This is a genomic window from Sinorhizobium fredii NGR234, assembly GCF_000018545.1.
Taxonomy (GTDB): Bacteria; Pseudomonadota; Alphaproteobacteria; order Rhizobiales; family Rhizobiaceae; genus Sinorhizobium; species Sinorhizobium fredii_A.
This window is the reverse complement of the sequence record NC_000914.2, coordinates 165,032-183,112: the sequence shown is the minus strand read 5'-3', so window position 1 is coordinate 183,112 and position 18,081 is coordinate 165,032. Positions and strand designations below refer to the sequence as shown.

Genomic DNA, 18,081 nt, shown 5'->3' with positions numbered 1-18,081 from the left:
ATTAGGTGAATGAATTGTCGAACTTAAGTCTAGAATCGATCGAGCGAGCGCGTGAGCGGATCGAAGAGCACGTCTTCCGTACCCCTCTGACGACATCAAGGTCGCTAACCGAACTTACCGGAACTCAGGTCAGCCTCAAGCTCGAGCACTATCAGCGCACTGGTAGCTTTAAGCTGCGGGGTGCGACAAACGCAATTCTTCAACTCAGCCCGTCGGATCGGGCACGTGGGGTTATTGCGGCATCTACGGGCAATCACGGACGGGCTCTTTCCTACGCCGCAAAAGCGGTCGGCTCTCGCGCCACCATCTGCATGTCGGATCTTGTTCCAGAAAACAAGGTTTCCGAGATCCGGAAGCTTGGCGCGACAGTTCGGATAGTGGGATCGTCACAAGACGATGCGCAAGTCGAAGTCGAGCGGCTCGTCGCGGAGGAAGGCCTCAGCATGATCCCGCCTTTCGATCACCCGCATATCATCGCCGGCCAGCGAACCGTCGGTCTTGAGATCGTTGAGGCGATGCCGGACGTCGCGATGGTACTGCTTCCACTGTCGGGTGGCGGCTTGGCTGCAGGCGTTGCAGCAGCGGTGAAGGCACTGCGGCCTCATGCGAGGATCATCGGTGTCACTATGGATCGAGGCGCCGCGATGAAGGCCAGCATCGAAGCTGGGCATCCGGTACAAGTGAAGGAGTATCGGAGCTTGGCTGATTCTTTAGGTGGAGGAATCGGCATGGCCAACGCTTGGACCTTTCAAATGTGCAGAGCCCTTCTGGACGATGTTGTCCTCGTTAATGAAGGCGAAATAGCCGCGGGAATTAGACATGCTTATGAGCATGAGCGTCAGATACTCGAGGGCGCCGGCGCTGTCGGTATCGCAGCGCTTCTCTCCGGCAAGGTGGCTGCTCGCGGAGGTTCAGTAGGAGTCGTTTTGTCAGGTCAAAACATCGACATGGGCCTGCATCGGGAGGTCATTAACGGAGTTGTCAGAGCGACCGAGGAGGATTGATGCCTACAATGAAAATACTCACTGAGGGGGAGTTGAGGCAAATCGTGCCGCTCGACCTCGACGCGGTTAAGTGCACCGAAGACGCTTTCCGCGCACTCGCCGTACCAAACGCCGTAAAAATGCCGCCCATTCTGCGCTTGGACGTGCCTGACAGCAGGGGTGAAGTCGATGTGAAAACTGCGTATATTCCCGGTTTGGGCGGTTTTGCGATTAAGATCAGCCCCGGCTTCTTCGACAACCCAAAGATCGGCCTTCCGAGCACAAATGGGATGATGGTATTGCTCTCGAGCCAAACGGGTTTGGTTCAAGCGCTTCTTTTAGACAATGGTTACCTCACCGACGTTCGTACGGCGGCCGCTGGCGCCGTTGCTGCAAAACATTTGTCGCAACAAGATGCTTCGGTCGCAACCATCTTTGGAGCGGGCGTTCAGGCGAGACTGCAACTGCGTGCGCTGACTCTGGTGAGGCCTATCCGCCAAGCCCGTATATGGGCGCGCGATCAGCTTAAGGCGGAGGCACTCGTCGAGCAGTTGAAGCTTGAGCATAGCTTCGCCATCAGCGCGTCCGATGATCCACGGCAAGCCGTTTCCGGTGCCCATATCGTTGTTACGACGACGCCCGCAGACCGGCCAATCCTCGTAGCGTCCTGGCTTGAAGCTGGGCAGCATGTAACTGCAATGGGCTCCGACGCTGAGCATAAAAACGAACTTGATCCAGCGGCAATCGCGCGCGCGGATGTTTATGTGGCGGATAGTCTTACACAGACACGGAGACTGGGTGAACTTCACCATGCCATAGAGGCAGGCCTCATCGCGCGGGACGCTGCTTTTCCGGAGTTGGGGGAGGTGATTGCGGGCGTGAAAACCGGACGTACCCGCGAGTCAGATATCACTATAGCAGATCTTACGGGGACCGGTGTCCAGGACACGGCAATTGCCACGCTTGCCTTTCAGCGCGCCGAAGAACGCAGTGCCGGAAGCCTATTCGAGAGCTGAACAACTCGCGCTCCTGACGCCTCAGCCATGTTGAGGCGCTGACTTCTCATCTGTTCACACGTTACCTTAGTATCCGCCGTCCTGCGGACAATCATGCAACTAAATGCTCAGACCATATCCTACAGGAGGCAGCCATGCCGGTTATCAAGGGACCCCAAGTATTTCCTCGCGCCGAATTCCTTAGGCGACTCAATGCTGTGAAGCTGGAGATGGGCCGGCTTGAAATCGATGCGCTCATTGTCGGCAGTTCTGCTGATATCACGTATCTGACCGGCTATACGGCTAAGTCCGGATATGTGCCACAGGCTCTCGTAATCTCATCGAATGACGAAGAGCCCACATTCATCCTGCGGCGCCAAGACGCGCCTGCGGCGATCCACCAGACATTCATGGATCGGGACAAAGTTATCGGGTACTCTGAAGCCCTCATCGGGAACCCCGATAAGGACGGCTATGACGCCGTAGTTGACTTCTTGAACGAACGCGATGGTGCCAACAAGCGCGGTGTTGGAGTGCAGCTTGGCTATCTGTCCGTAAGATCAGCTGAAAAGTTTAAGACGCGCCTGCCAAGCGCGCGAATTGTTGACTGCACCCATTCGGTCGCGTGGATCCGCATGATCAAATCCGATCTCGAAATTTCGATGATGCGTGATGCGGCCGCAATCGCAGACGCAGGAGTCCAAAAGGCATTCGAAGTCATTCGACCGGGAGTGCGCGAAGCCGACGTTATGGCTGACGTCGCAGCTCAACTTGCGCGGGGGACAAACGGTAAAGCGGGAACAGATCTCGCGTCGATGTATTTCTGTTCTTCACCCCGAACCGGCACATGCCACATTCGATGGAGTGAAGATGTCATCCGCGATGGTTCTCAGATCAATCTTGAAATCGCGGGCGTTCGTCACGGCTATGTCTCAGCAATAATGCGGACTTTCTCCGTAGGTGCCCCATCCGATCGACTTCGACGCATTCATGACGCGGAGGTACTGGGTTTGGAGGCCGCGCTCAGTACGGTAAAGCCTGGCGCTACTTGTAGCGACGTCGCAAACGCATTCTACCGCACGATCGAAAAGTCCGGCTTTCAAAAGGACTCCCGCTGCGGATATGCGATCGGGATCGACTGGAGCGAACCAACTGCAAGCCTGAAGGATGGTGATATGACCAAACTCAAGCCAAATATGACCTTCCACCTGATGCTCGGCAATTGGATTGAAGAAGATTTTGGCTACGTACTCAGTGAGACCTTCCGTGTCACCGAAGCCGGCTGCGAAGTGCTGACGAAGTCGCCGCGGCAACTGTGTGTGATCTAAAGAAGGCAGCCAACGAAAGTTGGTTTCTAACAACGTGACCCACTTCGATAATCAGACGCAAATTGGCTGGTTCGGCCGCGGAGAAGCGTCAATTCTCAAACCGTCAGCAGGGAGCCTTAGCGTCGTTGGACGCGAGCGCTCTCGAAGCGTCAAGGAACCAAAATGCGTATTCTTCATTTCTCGGACGCTGAGTATCAGCAGCGGATGCTCCGAGTAAAACAGCGGATGCAAGCTCAAGACATCGATGTCTTGATTGTCACTGAGCCGGCCAACATCAACTATCTCACTGGATACGATGCTTGGTCCTTCTATACGGTTCAGGCACTGTTGGTGTTCCAAGACGTTGATTTACCGATGTGGATTGGCAGATCAATAGATAAGCAATCCGCAATTGTTACAACAAATCTTCCTGATGAACGGATTATACCATATCCGGACATATATGTTCATTCCCCAGATCGGCACGCCGCGCAATTTATTGCGCAAATGCTGTTAAGGGAGGCTCCGCGTGCCAAGACTGTCGGCGTGGAAATGGGCGCTTATTATTATACAGCGCGTGATCATGCTGAACTGCAGAAGGCATTGCCAAATGTCGCGTTCAAGGACGCAGAGTTGCTCGTAAATTGGGTGCGCTTCATCAAGAGCGAGCGGGAAATCGCTTACATGCGAGAAGCCGGCGTGATTACTGAACGCATGATGAAACGGGCGGTAGAAGTCGCAGCGCCAGGTGTACGACAGTGTGACGTGGCCGCTGCAATCTACCATGCACAAATGTCGGGCACAGAGAACTATGGCGGGCTTCCTGCCACCAGCCCACCACACATGGGGTTCGGTGAGCGCGCTAGGGAGCCGCACCCGATATTTACCGATCGACGTATCGACACAAATTCTGTTGCCAATATCGAATTGTCGGGATGCCGACTTCGATATCACGCACCCATGAGCAGGACAGTCTATTTCGGCAGGCCGCCCCAGAGTTACCGGGACTTAGCGTCCTATGTGATTGAGGCCGTCGAAACGTCACTCGATGCTGTCCGACCTGGTGTGACGTGCGAAGGCATCGAATTAGCGTGGCGCAAGAGCATGAGCGCTCATGGCATCGAGAAGGAAAACCGGCTGGGTTACTCCATTGGCATTGCCTACACACCGACATGGGGCGAGCGAACGGCGAGCATAAGGCGGACGGATCTTACTGTTCTTGAGCCTGGGGCGGCATTTCACCTCATGGGTGGATTGTGGTTGGCAAACACCGGAATAACGATCACGCAGTCTTTCGTTGTAACAGCAACGGGTCACGAACCCCTTACGGCTACGCCTCGGGAACTGGTCGTTAAAGACTGACGCCAGATGGGCCCGCCGAGGCTATGAGCACTTCAACGCGACGTGTAGTCCGATTTCGACTTTCGTTTGCGTCGCAGCCGTCGCCTGTATGCGTTTTTTTTGGACTCAATTCTCAACTGCTTTGGCAAGCGGCGCCGTGTCACGTGTCCTTCCATCTGATCTGCGCGTCCAACAACGAGCTCAGAACTAAATCGCGGCCGCGACTTCTGCAGGACGAAAAAAGGGCGGTCTGGCGGCGCTTGCGACAGTTTTGCCCAGTCGTTTTTCCTCGGATTGCACAATCGATGAACGCGCTCGCCCTCCGGGGCGCAACTAGAGAAGGAAGCGCCTTGGCCTTTTTCGGTCAACTCGCCAAATATCTGAACAGGATTGGAAAGCGTGCGGAAAAATCGAAGCCCTCCGATTGGGAAAAGTATGACGTAAAATATCCGAATAAGCCGCATTCGGTCAGAAGCGTCACCTTAAATGCAGGATTTCGTCGCAGCGGAAATCATTCTGCCGGAAATGTGCACCCTGCGTCGCCTATGATCAAAGTGCAAGGTGGCTAGCGGCTCGAGCGTGAGGGACGCGCCAGACCAGCGTTTCAACGCAGTAACAACTAAAAAGTGGGAACCAAAGCGATGACAATTTCTCGGCGTGATCTCTTCAAGGCAGGCTTGGCTGCAGGAGCTGCTCTCTCAGTTCCTTCGCTTCTTCGGGCGCAGACCGCAGTTGCGGCGGATAAAACTGTTCGGATGGCACTGGAAAATCTCAGCGTCTTTGATCCGGTGGCCACGACAGCCGGCATCAGCCAAACCCATGCTCTGGCGATCTACGACACACTGTTCTCGGCTGACTCGCAGTCTCAACCTCATCCGCAAATGGTGGGGAACTGGGGCGTTTCCGATGATAAGAAGACGTACACATTCGAATTGCGCGACGGTTTAGGATGGCATGACGGTACCCCTGTCACCGCAGCTGACTGCGTGGCGTCAATTCGCCGCTGGGCGCAGGTTGGATCCGGCGGACAGATCCTTATGTCGCGAGCTAGCGACATCTCAAAAAAAGATGACAGGACATTTGTCATCTCGCTCAAGGAGCCCCTGGGGGCTTTGCCAAGCATCCTGGCCTTCGAGGGTCCGTTTATCATGCGGGAGAAAGACGCCGGACTACCTCCGACGGAGCAGGTCACTGCGAACATCGGATCAGGACCGTTTAAGTTCAATCACGACCTAGCCAAACCTGGCGCGAGTTTCACGTACGACCGCAACGAAAAATATGTGCCGCGCAAAGAGCCGCCTGACGGAATGGCTGGCGGCAAGACGGTCTATGTCGATCGGGTCGTGTGGGATATCGGCGTGCTCGCCGACCCGCAGACTTCCGTGGCCGCTCTTCAGACGGGCGAAATCGACTTTCTCTACAGGCCGCCGATTGATCTGTTGCCTCTAATCGAGAGCGATCCCAACCTGAAACTCGAGGCGCTGAATAGGGCTGGTGTGGACATGACTCTGCGCATGAATTGCCTTCAGGCGCCGTTTAACAGCGTAAAGGCTCGACAGGCATTGCTCCACCTCGTGGACCAAGAGGCAGTATTGCGCGCTGCGTACGGCAATCCCCAGTATTTCAAGCCCGTCACGTCAATGTTCGGCAACACGGCAGCGGTTACCAACGACGAAAATACGGGATGGTTCAAACCAGGCGGCGATCCCGAAAAAGCAAAGCAACTTTTCAAAGAGGCTGGCTATGCGGGCGAAAAAATTGTCATTCTGCAAGCGACCGATTGGGCCGAGCAAAGCAATGCTTCACAGGTCGTGGCGGCGAAGCTTCGTGAAATCGGCGTCAACGCCGAGCTCGCGCCGAGCGACTGGGGCGGCCTTGTCTCCCGCCGCTCGAAGAGAGACTCCGTCGACAACGGCGGCTGGAGCATCTTTATCACTGACCAGTCTGAGGCAACACGTGCCAACGTTTTTACCGACATTAGCCTTGCCATGAACGGCGAAAAGGCATGGTATGGTTGGCCAAAGAATGATGAATATGAGGCGCTCCGGGCCAAATGGTTGACCCTCGAAACGCTCGATGAGCGCAAGGCGCTTGCGCGCGAAATGCAGAAGCTGTGGTGGGACTACGTCCCTGAGGTTCCGCTCGGTCAAAACATTGTACCTAGCGCTTACAGCAAGACGCTTACCGGCCTCATCCCTGCAACACTGCCGCTTATGTGGAACATGCAGAAGGCCTGATACCGTGGGTGTTTACATTCTTCGCAGACTGGTTTCGACCATCGCCGTAATGGCGATGGTCGGGATTTTCATCTTCCTGCTTCTCAGGCTGGCGCCAGGTGATCCGGCGGCGGTCATCGCAGGACCAACCGCCACGGAGCAGATGGTTGCTAACATCCGCGAGGAGTTAGGTCTTAACGAACCGTTGCCTGTTCAGTTCGTCCATTGGGCTTCTGATGTTTTGAGGGGGAACTTCGGAGCCTCGGTTTTCACGGGGGTGCCCGTTCTCCAACTGCTTTCCCAGAGGTTGGAACCGACGATCTCCCTGTCTGTGTTGACAATGATCCTTTCGGTCACCGTTGGAGTCTCCTTCGGTGTACTGGCGGCATGGCGATCTGGCGGTTTCGTCGACCGCGCCCTCGCGACTTTTTCAGCTATCGGCTATTCCGTCCCGGTCTTCGTCATTGGCTATATCCTCATCTACTTCTTCGCCATTCAAACTCGTTGGCTTCCGGTTCAAGGATATACGTCCATCAATCAAGGTGTGGCGCCCTGGTTCTTACATCTGATACTCCCAACGGTCACTTTGAGCGTCCCCTACATCGCCTTCATTGCGCGGATTACGCGGGGCAGCATGCTCGAAGTGCTGTCGGAAGACTATATGCGAACAGCTGCCGCCAAGGGTGCCTCGCCATTTGCCATGCTATTCCATCATGCACTGAAGAACGCCGGCGTACCCATTCTTACTGTGATCGGGATAAGCTTCGCTTATATGATCGGAGGCGTCGTTCTGACAGAGACCGTGTTTAATGTGCCTGGCATCGGCCGCCTCGTCGTCGATGCAATCAAAAACCGTGATTATCCCATCATCCAGACCGTGCTGGTCCTAATTTCCGGCCTGTACGTTCTGATCAACCTACTCGTCGATCTTGCCTATACCCTGATCGATCCGCGTATCCGGTACTAAAGATGGCCCTTACCACTTCGCGCGCTTCGGGATCGCCTCGTATTCAAACCCACACCGTTGTCCGCATCGCAAAGCGGCATCCGCTGGTCCTCCTCGGGGGAGGGATCCTGCTGTTGCTTATCTTGCTCGCGCTTGCTGCGCCCCTTTACAGCGGTGATCCCTTGGTGATGGACCCCTTCAAGCGTCTCCAGCAGCCCTCCGCCTCAATGTGGTTCGGCACCGACAACCTGGGGAGGGATGTCTTCGCCCGAACAATCTATGGAGCGCGCATATCACTCATCGTGGGATTGCTTTCAGCAGTGTGCGCAGCGGTTTGCGGTCTTTTGATCGGTGTAATCGCCGGCTACAGCCGCACCTTTGATAACATTATCATGCGGGTTATGGACGGACTGATGTCCATCCCGACGTTCTTGCTCGCTATAGCGCTTCTCTCTCTCACGGGCCCCGGAATTGGGATTCTCATCGTTGCAATTGCGATTCCAGAAACACCCGCTGTTACGAGATTAGTGCGTTCCGTGGTTCTGAGCGTTCGTTCGCGACCCTATGTAGAAGCAGCGCTGTGTGGTGGGGCACGCCTGCCTAGGGTGCTTTGGCGGCATATTTTGCCGAGCACCATTCCGCCCTTGATGGTTCAAAGCGCGACTGTGTGTGCCAGTGCGATCATGACCGAGGCTGGTTTGAGCTTTATCGGCGTGGGCGTGCCCTCCGAGATCCCAAGTTGGGGTAATATGATCGCCAACTCACGCCTCTTTCTCGCGATCGCTCCCTTGACGATCTTTGCTCCTGGACTGTGTCTCGCCGTCACTGTTCTGGCGGTCAACCTGCTCGGGGATGGCCTGCGCGACATGTTCGACCCCCGTTCGAAGCGGAGGCGTTAAAATGAGAATGCAATCAAATCCGAAAGCCGATCTGCTTCTGGACGTTCGCGACCTGGAGACGCACTTTTACGGCGAAGAGAGCGTTACTCGTGCTCTGGGCGGTGTCAACTTCCATGTGAAAAGTGGAGAGATGCTGGGTATTGTAGGTGAATCGGGATGCGGGAAGAGTGTAACTGCTCTTTCGATTCTTCGCTTACTCCCAAAGCAAACAGCTAAAACAGTCGGGGGCGAGGTCATCTTCAAGGGGCGCAACCTTTTAGAACTGTCTGAGCGCCAGATGCGTGAGGTCCGGGGTAACCGGATCGCCATGATTTTCCAGGACCCGATGACAAGCTTGAGTCCTGTTCACACTGTTGGGCGCCAGATCGCTGAAGCAGTCCAAATTCACGGCCGCGTGTCTCGCGCCGAGGCCCTCGAAAAGGCATTGGAGATGCTTCGACTTGTTCGCATTGCCGATCCCGAGCGACGCCTCAACAACTATCCGCACGAAATGTCCGGCGGAATGCGCCAGCGCGCCATGATCGCCATGGCGCTCGCATGCTCGCCTGAACTTTTGATTGCTGATGAGCCGACGACGGCGCTCGATGTAACGATTCAGGCGCAAATTCTGCGGCTGATCGTCGATCTGAAGGACCGTATGGGAACGGCCGTGATGTTCATCACGCACGATCTTGGTGTTGTCGCTGAGACCTGCCAACGTGTCATCGTGATGTATGCCGGCCGCATTGTGGAGCAGGCGAGCGTCACTGACCTGTTCGCTCGCCCCACACATCCTTACACGCGAGCCCTCATGAATTCTGTGCCCGATCGGCGGCGCGGTCGGCAATCTCGCCTTCCCGAAATTCCGGGGGTTGTACCGAGCCTCCGCGAGCCTCTTGTCGGCTGCAGCTTTGCTGAGCGCTGCCCCTTTGCAATTGGGGTATGTCGCGAAAAGATGCCTGTCCTAAGCGAGATACAACCTGGACACGCTGCCGCTTGCTGGCGTTCGAATGAAGTGGTGAACCTATGAGCGACGCGCTGCTGAAAGTTGAGAGCCTGACCAAGCACTATCCTATCGAAGCGGGATGGTTCAAGACGAACGTTCCTGTAGTTCGGGCAGTTGAGGACGTGTCGTTCACTGTCCAGGCAGGAGAAACGCTCTGCGTTGTCGGTGAATCAGGCTGCGGGAAATCCACGCTTGCGCGGCTCCTGATGCGGCTCATAGATCCGACGAGTGGGCGAGTGCTGGTGGAGGGGACCGACATCGCAGGACTAAGAAAGAACGAGCTCAGAGCTTGGCGCCGGCGGATGCAGATGGTGTTTCAGGACCCGTACTCCTCTCTGAACCCGCGTCTCACCGCGGGCCAGATTATCACCGAACCGGTCGAGAACTTCGAATGTCTAAGTAGAAGACAGCGCCAGGAACTTGCTACGGATCTACTCCGCAAGGTAGGAATGTCGCCGGAGATGGCGTCTCGATATCCGTCGGAAATGTCGGGCGGTCAGCGCCAGCGCTTGGGGATTGCTCGAGCGCTGGCACTTAAACCTTCACTCATCATCGCTGACGAAGCCGTTTCAGCGCTTGACGTCTCTGTGCAGGCTCAAATCCTAAATCTGCTCATGGATCTCCAGCAAGAAACAGGGATAGCCTTGATTTTTATCTCCCATGACCTTGCGGTCGTGGAGCATATCGGCCACCGCGTTGCGGTCATGTACCTGGGGCGCATCGTCGAACTCTCGCCCCGCGACGCTCTTTTTGCCAAGCCAGTTCACCCCTACACAGAGGCATTGATTGCGGCCGCGCCAGTTCCAGATCCTGCTCGCGCCAGGCTAGAGGTCCCCTTGGAGGGAGAAGTGCCGAGCCCCGTCAATCCACCGAGCGGATGCGCGTTTCACCCACGGTGTCCGCTCGCGGTTGATCGGTGTCGCGCTGAAGTGCCGCCACTCGTCCCTATGCCCGATGGTCGTGCGGTGGCTTGCCACGTACGGGCCCCGGCTGCCGCGGCTCATATTTCGCCGAGCGCTCTCGCGTCTCTTGCACTGCCAAAAACCGTTCAGCCCGGCGGAACAATTCTCGCCCGTCGTTGAATCAAAAAGCTAGCCCAGAACACCAAGGAAGAAATATGGAGAAGTGCTCACACGAGAGCGGTCGTCATTCGGCGGAGAATGACGGCAAATACGATATCACTGGTTCGACGGCGACGAACGTCGTGGACGGTTTCACAATGGTGGCAGTTGGCGACGTTATCGTGTCGCGAGCCCTGGCGAACGGGCACCATCCGGGCTTTAGTGAGATCGTCGAGCTCCTGCGAGCCGCAGACGTAACTTTCGGCAACATGGAGACGCTGATCTTCGACATCAGATCATTCAATGGAACACCGCAGGCTGAGTACGGGGGGGCGTATCACGTCAGCCTTCCCGAGATTGGACCTGATCTGAAGGCGATGGGGTTCAATATTATGGGCCGCGCAAACAACCATTCCTTGGACTGGGGCGTCGAAGGCATGCGTGAGACGAGCCGGATCCTCGATGAGAGCGGCATCATCCACGCCGGTGTGGGTGAAAGTCGCGCACAAGCCAGCGCTGCACGTCTTTTAGAAACGGCCCGCGGTCGCGTCGCTTTGCTCTCATGCGCCACCTCATTCACGCCGATGTCGCGTGCATGCGATCCAGCGGGCGAGGCACCAGCCAGGCCTGGAGTCAATGCGCTCCGTCTAGAGAGAAGCGTCGTCGTCGAGCCCGACATGCTTGAGAGCCTAAGAAAGATACGTGATGCCTTGCCCAATCCTGGGCCTAAACACGATGATCGCGAAATGTTGGTGCTCGCAGGAACGACCTATAGAACCGGCAAAGACGTCGGCTACACCTATGCGGCTAATACGCGAGATCTGGCCGATATTTTAAGAAACGTTCGGCGCGGCAAGCAATATTCCGATTTCTGCATTTTTACAAACCACGCACACGAGCCGGGAAATTGGAGCGAAGAGCCGGCCGATTTTGAGCAGGCGCTTGCTCGCAAGCTAATCGATGCGGGAGCGGACGCGTACGTTGGACACGGACCGCACCGACTGCGTGGCATCGAAATCTACAAACGCCGGCCCATCTTCTATAGTCTGGGGAACTTCTTTTATGATGACCTCCGGACACCCGTTGGGGCGGACATGTACGATGTGTACGACAAGGACCCACAGGTGGACACCGATGCCGAAGTAACCGCAGCGGAAGAAACAATGGGTTACCCTACGGCTGCAGGGTTCATAGGCGCGCTCGCCGAACCGGTGTATTACGAGAGCGTCGTCGCAGTTAGCCGCTTTGAGGAGAACCAACTGGCCGAACTGCGGCTTTATCCAATCGAGCTCGGTTATTCCAAAAGGCTTGCGAACAGGGGCGTCCCTAGTCTTGCTCCACGCCCTCAGGCAATCTCGATTCTTGAACGCCTGCAGAGGTTGTCAGAGCCGTTTGGAACGAGAATCACCATCGAGGACCGTGTCGGTCTTATTCGCCTCTAATCGCATAGACGGTCGACGCGCCATAAGGTTCCATTAACATGGCTCAGTAGCTTCATTGAGCCTGCAAACGGCGGCTTGGCGGCCGTTTGCGAGCGCGCCAGCTGAATACGCGCGCCCCGTGTTCAGATGATCGAAGGTCAAGGATTGCAGCATTGCAAGATGTTCTCGGCTGCGATGGGGCAAACTTGGTTTCCAGGTCCGTGACTTCGCATAATGGGAACCTCAATAGAGGTAAGTTCCTCATCTGTCGTACGCCCTCGACTCGCCACATCCGTCGCGGCCTCCGTCGCGCGGATCCTGATCCGGCGTAGAGGGCGCTCAGTTTGCAGCATTCCTGCGCGCAAGTGATCGAATACGCAGTCAATTCCATTTCATGGTCACGTACATTTTAGGTCGAAACAAGCGCGTTCGAGCGCCTGACAACAGGAACTCATCGCCAAATCCTTCGCAGCCCGAGAGGAAGCATTTATGACCATCGATATTAAGGACATCAGCGAGAAGGACCGCAATACGGTCCTGCATCCGTTCACACAGCTGAAGGACTTTGCGACCGGAAAGCTTCGTGAGCCGACGATCGTCGAGACGGGCAAGGGGATCCGCATCCAGGACGCGCGTGGTAACCAGCTGATCGACGGCTTTGCCGGCCTCTATTGCGTCAATGTCGGCTACGGCCGCACCGAAGTCGCGGAGGCGATCTCACGCCAGGCCTATCGCCTTGCCTATTATCATTCATATGCGGCACACACGACGGATGAACTCGCAATTCTGTCGGATCGCCTCGTGAAGATGGCCCCGGGCAAGATGAGCAAGGTGTTTTACGGCATGTCCGGTTCGGACGCCAATGAGACCCAGGCCAAGCTCGTCTGGTACTACAACAATCTGCGTGGCAAGCCGACGAAGAAGAAGATTATCTCGCGCGAACGCGGCTATCATGGCTGCAGCGTCGTCTCCGGCTCGATGACCGGCATGAGCTTCTATCACGATCACATGGACCTGCCGCTGCCGCAGATCTGCCACACCGGCGTGCCGCACCATTATTGGGGTGCAAACCCGGGCGAGACGGAACGCGAGTTCTCCGCCCGTCGCGCCGCCGAGCTCGACGAGATGATCGAAACACTGGGTCCCGATAATGTCGGCGCCTTTATCGCCGAGCCTGTGCTTGGTACCGGCGGTATCACGCCGCCGCCGGAAGGCTATTGGGAAGCGATCCAGGCCGTGTTGAAGAAGCACGACGTGCTGCTGATCGCCGACGAAGTCATCACCGGCTTCGGCCGCACCGGCTCCATGTTTGGCTCGCAGCATTACGGCATCGAGCCTGACCTGATCACCGTCGCCAAGGGTCTGACCTCGGCCTACTTCCCGCTCTCAGCCTCAATCGTCGGCGAGAAGGTCTACAAGGTGCTGGAAGACGGCGCCGATCGCGTCGGCGCCTTCTCCCATGGCTATACCTATTCCGGTCATCCCATTGGGGCGGCCGCAGCAAATGCGGTGCTCGACATCGTCGAAAAGGAAGATTTGCCGGGCAATGCCCGTGAGGTCGGCGGCTATTTCCAGGCGCAGCTCAAGGAGAAGTTCGCCCAGCTGCCGATCGTCGGCGAAGTGCGCGGTGTCGGCCTGATGGGCGCCATCGAGTTCGTTGGCGATCGTGAGAACAAGAAGCGTTTCGACCCATTGCTGAAGGTCGGAGCTCGTGTCTCCAAAGCTGCCCGCGATCGCGGCCTTATTGCCCGCGCCATGCCGCATGGCGACATTCTCGGCTTTGCGCCGCCGCTCGTCACCACCAAAGAGGAAGTCGATGAGATCGTCGCCATGGCCGAGAAGGCCGTTCGCTCTGTCATGGATGAGTTGGTCCGCGACGGTCAGAAGCTCTGAGCGATAGTTAAGCCTTCGGCGGCGGTGGATGCCGGCCGCCGAAGGCTTGTGATCAACGACTGCATGAAGCCGGAAAGGGGCAGGAGATCACCTTTGCCTCGCAGACCAACGCGACCTCCGGACGAGAGGTCATCAGGAATAGGGAACCTGGCTATGACTCCCGCCAAACTCCACATGACGACCAGCCTGGCGCCGATCGCTGTTCACAGCCCCTATGATGGGTCGCTGCTTGGGTCAGTTGAGGCGACCGATCCTGCCGACATCGATCGCCTCCTGGCAACCGCCCGCCGGGGCGCCGAGATCTCGCGCAATCTGCCGCGGCACAAACGAGCGAGCATCCTCGAAGGCGCAGCCCAGATGGTCGAAAGCCGTCACGACGCTTTTGCCGAGATCATCGTTCGCGAAGCCGGCAAGACCATCGTTCAGGCGCGGAAAGAGGTGCTGCGCTGCGTCAACACGCTGAAGCTGTCGGCGGAAGAAGCAAAGCGCAATGCCGGCGAGATCGTTCCCTTCGATGCCTATACCGGCTCGGAGCAGCGCCAGGGCTGGTTCACCCGCGACCCGCTCGGTATCATCACTGCCATCACGCCTTACAACGACCCGCTGAACCTTGTCGCGCACAAGCTCGGCCCGGCGATTGCCGGCGGCAATGCAGTGATGCTGAAGCCATCCAACCTGACGCCATTCTCGGCGATCAAGCTGGTGGGCGCGCTGCGGGAGGCGGGCCTGCCTGAGGAGGTCATCACCATCTCCCATGGCGACCGGGAACTGGTGACAGCGATGATCGCTGCTCGTGAGGTGCGCATGGTGTCCTTTACCGGCGGCTTTGCCACGGGCGAGGCGATCAGCCGCGCGGCTGGCCTGAAGAAGCTTGCCATGGAGCTCGGCGGCAATGCGCCTGTGATCGTGATGAATGACTGCGACTTCGACAAGGCAGTCGAAGGTTGTGTCTCCGGCGCCTTCTGGGCGGCCGGGCAGAACTGCATCGGCGCGCAGCGCATCTTGATCCAGTCTGAGCTTTATGGCCGCTTCCGCGATGCTTTTGTCGCGGCGACAAAGAAGCTCAAGGCGGGAGATCCCCTTCAGGAGGACACCGACGTCGGTCCGATGATCTCCAAGCAGGTGGCGGAACGCACCGAAGCCGCCGTCAACGAAGCGATCAAGGCAGGCGCGACGCTGCTTTGCGGCAACTATCGCGAAGGCTCCCTTTATCATCCGACTGTTCTCGAAGGCACGCCGCTGACCTGCCGGCTGTGGCACGAGGAAGTGTTTGCGCCGGTGGTCATGCTTGCACCCTTCGACACGCTCGATAAAGGGATCGAGATGGCCAACGATCCGGACTACAGCCTGCATGCCGGTATCTTCACCAACGATCTCAACGTCGCACTGGAGGCAGCAAACAGGATCGAGGTGGGCGGGGTGATGATCAACGACTCCTCCGACTATCGTTTCGATGCCATGCCATTCGGCGGCTTCAAATACGGCAGCATGGGCCGTGAAGGTGTGCGCTTCGCCTATGAAGATATGACTCAGCCAAAGGTCGTCTGCATCAATCGAGGGTGAGCCGTAAGTTCCAAGCGGTTGACTGAATGCGCAAGCGTACAGGCGCGGGGCAAATGCTCCTCACCACCGGCGTAACTTGAGGGGAGATTATGGATAAGACCCACGGCAAGATCTGCGTCGCCGAGGTCGAGGAGATCGCGGCGGTCGGCAGCCTCGATCCTGACCAGATCCACCTGCCTGGTATTTAAGTGCATGGCCGATCAGGGGCCAGCACGAAAAACGCGTCGAACAACGCACGACGCGCGCGGCGGCTTGAGGGTAGGGGGAAGAAATGGCCTGGGGGTGCGCGTGCTCAACACGCTGCTGTTCGCGACGAGGCGCCGATCGGCCAGGAAGCGTCTTGCAACGTTCTGCATCGACGGCGGCAGGGCATTTGCCATGTGCGTGGAATCGTGTGAAGGAAGGTGTAAGTGTCATGACCGGCGCCGAGTTTCGTCTCTGCGATGTCGCGCTCGACTGCTCGTTCAAAACCCGCGACCAGCGAGTTGAGCGCGAACAGGCACTCGCGGTCCTCGACCTCCTCGAGGCGAGTACCTTCGTGCCCGTCGGCCATCACGGCGGCCCGTATCGCCTCAAGATCTCGATGGCCGCCGGCCGGCTGGTATTTCATATCGCCGACGATAAGGGAGCGCATATCGTCAGCCACCATCTTTCGCTCGCCCCTTTCCGTCGGCTGCTTAATGACTACAGCCGCACTTGCGAAGGCTACTACGAGGCCATGTGCCGCTCCAACCTCGAGCGGCTGCAGGCGATCGATATGGGCCGACGGGGCATTCACGATGAGGCTGCCGAGCTACTGAGGGAGCGTCTCTCTGCTAAGGTCGACATCGACAAAGACACAGCGCGTCGGCTGTTCACGCTCATTTACGCGCTGCTCGCTCGCAACTCCGGCCATCAGATCCTTTTGAATTGAATAGCCTGCGATCAACGCCCACAAGCGGGGGGGACTCCCCACCGTTTAACAAGCGGATTTTTGAGCGGCCAGAGAGGGGTCGAAGGTGGTGCCAGTTTTGAGCATGGCGCAGGCGACGGCGAGGAGGCGGTCGGCGACTGATCGCAGGGCGCGACCGTGGCTGTGACCTCGGCTTCGAAGGGCGGCGTATTTCAAACGGTTGTGAGGTCGTGCTGAACGGCGACGCGCGCCCAATGGTACATGGCGTTGGCCAGTCGGTCATGGCAGGCCTGTCTTCTGACGACGATGCAGCTCTTGCCCGAGCGCTTGGTGACCGGCGCGACTCCTGTCAAGCTGCGCAAGGCGGCGTCGTCACGTCGCTGCAGGGCATCGAACGCTTCTGCGAGCAGCGTGGCGAGGACAACCCTTCCCACTCCCGGCAAGGATGCGAGGATCTCCACGTCATGCTGCTTCTTCTGCCCCGGCTCCACCTGCGCGGTTGCGATGAGGCTGGCGGTCAGGCCATCCAGCCGATGATGCGCCTGTTTGAGCTGCCGGTTGACGAGGCGGATGCGGGCAATGAGCGTAGTGACGTGGGCGCTGGCGGATTCGGTCGTTCCGGCGGCGACCTTGAGCGGCGGCTGGCGCAATATATCGAGCACATGGGGGGGCGTCGAAGCGGCGGATGCGATGGCGCTTGAGAAGCTTGGCGATCGTCGCCTCGCGGATGCGCGCGGCTTTGTCCGGCGTCGGCACGGTGTCCCAGAGATCGAGCAACCACTCTGCCCCGAGGTCGTTTTCGAGCTCAAGCAGTGCGGGGAAGTAGCGCCAGAGCTGCTCGCGCATACGGTTCGTCAAACGGTTGCGCTCGGCGCTGAGGTCTTCGGCGATGCGCGACCACTCGCGCAATTCGATGACGACGGGGTCGGAGACCGCGAGCAGCCGAAAGCAACGCGGATCGGTGCGCAGGGCGGAAGCCATCACCTCGGCATCGCGGCTGTCGTCCTTGGCACCGGCCATGGTGAAGCGGTCGCGGAAACGATCCATTTGCTTTGGATTAATGGCATTCACCTTGAACCCGCGCTCAATCAGCGTCTCGACCACGGGGCCGTGCGGCACCTCGATTGCGACCTGGATTTCGTCCCCCTCAACCGCGCCGCTCGTCGCCATCAGCCAGGCCGCCATTTCGGCGAGCCCTTCGCCGCCGTGCCTGAAGACCCTTTCGCCGATTTTTCGGCCATCACCGTCCGTGAGGAACACATGATGGCTCTCCGACGCCCAGTCGACGCCAGCATAACAATGTCTTTGATCAGTCATGCCTTCTCCCCGTTCGAGCATACGAGCCACCGCGATCTTCGCCGATCCCTGTACTGGCGCTCGGAAAAGCACAGGTCCGGCGCGAACTCCCCACGGGGCATCGATCACGGCCAATCCGACGGGGCACGTGTCCCCCCCAGGTGCTCGAGGCACAGGGGGCGATGGGTCGCTCCCGACGAATCGGCTCGGTTCAGGAAGGCTACGCCAATTCGGGCCGTCGCCCATGGTGCACGCCACGTTCCGCCACGCTTCACGTCGCGCG

The 18,081-nt window shown here is 57.9% G+C and carries 16 protein-coding genes and 1 pseudogene; 15 read left to right on the top strand and 2 right to left on the bottom strand.

What is annotated here, in order from left to right; all coding sequences use genetic code 11:
• Positions 1-5: 5 nt before the first annotated feature.
• From eutB to NGR_RS30425, 15 genes and pseudogenes are all read left to right on the top strand, one after another.
• Positions 6-1,004: a hydroxyectoine utilization dehydratase EutB gene (gene eutB / locus NGR_RS30495; RefSeq protein WP_010875187.1), complete on the top strand. Its 999-nt coding sequence runs from the start codon at positions 6-8 to the stop codon at positions 1,002-1,004.
• Complete coding sequence (eutC, locus tag NGR_RS30490; RefSeq protein WP_010875186.1) at positions 1,004-1,999, top strand: ectoine utilization protein EutC; 996 nt, start codon at positions 1,004-1,006, stop codon at positions 1,997-1,999. The genes eutB and eutC overlap by 1 nt, the downstream gene beginning before the upstream one ends.
• A 134-nt stretch (positions 2,000-2,133) precedes the next feature.
• The gene (locus tag NGR_RS30485; protein ID WP_010875185.1) at positions 2,134-3,306 is read left to right on the top strand and encodes a M24 family metallopeptidase; all 1,173 of its coding nucleotides are present in this window, start codon (positions 2,134-2,136) and stop codon (positions 3,304-3,306) included.
• 162 nt (positions 3,307-3,468) lie between these two features.
• On the top strand, positions 3,469-4,647 hold the full coding sequence (locus NGR_RS30480) for a M24 family metallopeptidase (RefSeq protein WP_010875184.1): 1,179 nt from the start codon (positions 3,469-3,471) through the stop codon (positions 4,645-4,647).
• 284 nt (positions 4,648-4,931) lie between these two features.
• On the top strand, positions 4,932-5,195 hold the full coding sequence (locus tag NGR_RS33360; protein ID WP_240545268.1) for a hypothetical protein: 264 nt from the start codon (positions 4,932-4,934) through the stop codon (positions 5,193-5,195).
• Positions 5,196-5,267: 72 nt separating this feature from the next.
• The gene (locus NGR_RS30470; protein WP_010875182.1) at positions 5,268-6,863 is read left to right on the top strand and encodes an ABC transporter substrate-binding protein; all 1,596 of its coding nucleotides are present in this window, start codon (positions 5,268-5,270) and stop codon (positions 6,861-6,863) included.
• Positions 6,864-6,867: 4 nt separating this feature from the next.
• Entirely contained in the window at positions 6,868-7,809 is a 942-nt protein-coding gene (locus tag NGR_RS30465; protein WP_010875181.1) for an ABC transporter permease, read from the top strand.
• A gap of 2 nt (positions 7,810-7,811) precedes the next feature.
• A complete protein-coding gene (locus NGR_RS30460) occupies positions 7,812-8,687 on the top strand; it encodes an ABC transporter permease (RefSeq protein WP_010875180.1) in 876 nt (291 codons plus the stop codon).
• A 1-nt stretch (position 8,688) separates the two neighbouring features.
• The gene (locus tag NGR_RS30455) at positions 8,689-9,696 is read left to right on the top strand and encodes an ABC transporter ATP-binding protein (protein WP_010875179.1); all 1,008 of its coding nucleotides are present in this window, start codon (positions 8,689-8,691) and stop codon (positions 9,694-9,696) included.
• Positions 9,693-10,754 (top strand): ABC transporter ATP-binding protein, encoded by a 1,062-nt coding sequence (locus NGR_RS30450; RefSeq protein WP_010875178.1) that lies wholly within the window; start codon positions 9,693-9,695, stop codon positions 10,752-10,754. The genes NGR_RS30455 and NGR_RS30450 overlap by 4 nt, the downstream gene beginning before the upstream one ends.
• A 35-nt stretch (positions 10,755-10,789) precedes the next feature.
• Positions 10,790-12,175 (top strand): CapA family protein, encoded by a 1,386-nt coding sequence (locus tag NGR_RS30445; RefSeq protein ID WP_010875177.1) that lies wholly within the window; start codon positions 10,790-10,792, stop codon positions 12,173-12,175.
• A gap of 468 nt (positions 12,176-12,643) precedes the next feature.
• Positions 12,644-14,047: an aspartate aminotransferase family protein gene (locus NGR_RS30440; RefSeq protein WP_010875176.1), complete on the top strand. Its 1,404-nt coding sequence runs from the start codon at positions 12,644-12,646 to the stop codon at positions 14,045-14,047.
• Between the two features lie 153 nt (positions 14,048-14,200).
• Positions 14,201-15,610, top strand: coding sequence for an aldehyde dehydrogenase family protein (locus NGR_RS30435; protein WP_164924726.1), 1,410 nt, complete (start codon positions 14,201-14,203; stop codon positions 15,608-15,610).
• A 98-nt stretch (positions 15,611-15,708) separates the two neighbouring features.
• Positions 15,709-15,866, top strand: a pseudogene (locus tag NGR_RS30430) (succinyl-CoA--3-ketoacid-CoA transferase); the annotation flags it as partial.
• Between the two features lie 159 nt (positions 15,867-16,025).
• Positions 16,026-16,523: a UPF0262 family protein gene (locus NGR_RS30425; RefSeq protein WP_010875174.1), complete on the top strand. Its 498-nt coding sequence runs from the start codon at positions 16,026-16,028 to the stop codon at positions 16,521-16,523.
• A gap of 191 nt (positions 16,524-16,714) precedes the next feature.
• On the opposite strand, the gene NGR_RS33355 is transcribed toward NGR_RS30425, so the two are convergent.
• On the bottom strand, positions 16,715-16,963 hold the full coding sequence (locus tag NGR_RS33355; RefSeq protein ID WP_164924725.1) for a transposase: 249 nt from the start codon (positions 16,961-16,963) through the stop codon (positions 16,715-16,717).
• A 1-nt stretch (position 16,964) separates the two neighbouring features.
• A complete protein-coding gene (locus NGR_RS30415; RefSeq protein WP_240545279.1) occupies positions 16,965-17,927 on the bottom strand; it encodes an IS110 family transposase in 963 nt (320 codons plus the stop codon).
• Positions 17,928-18,081: the final 154 nt, after the last annotated feature.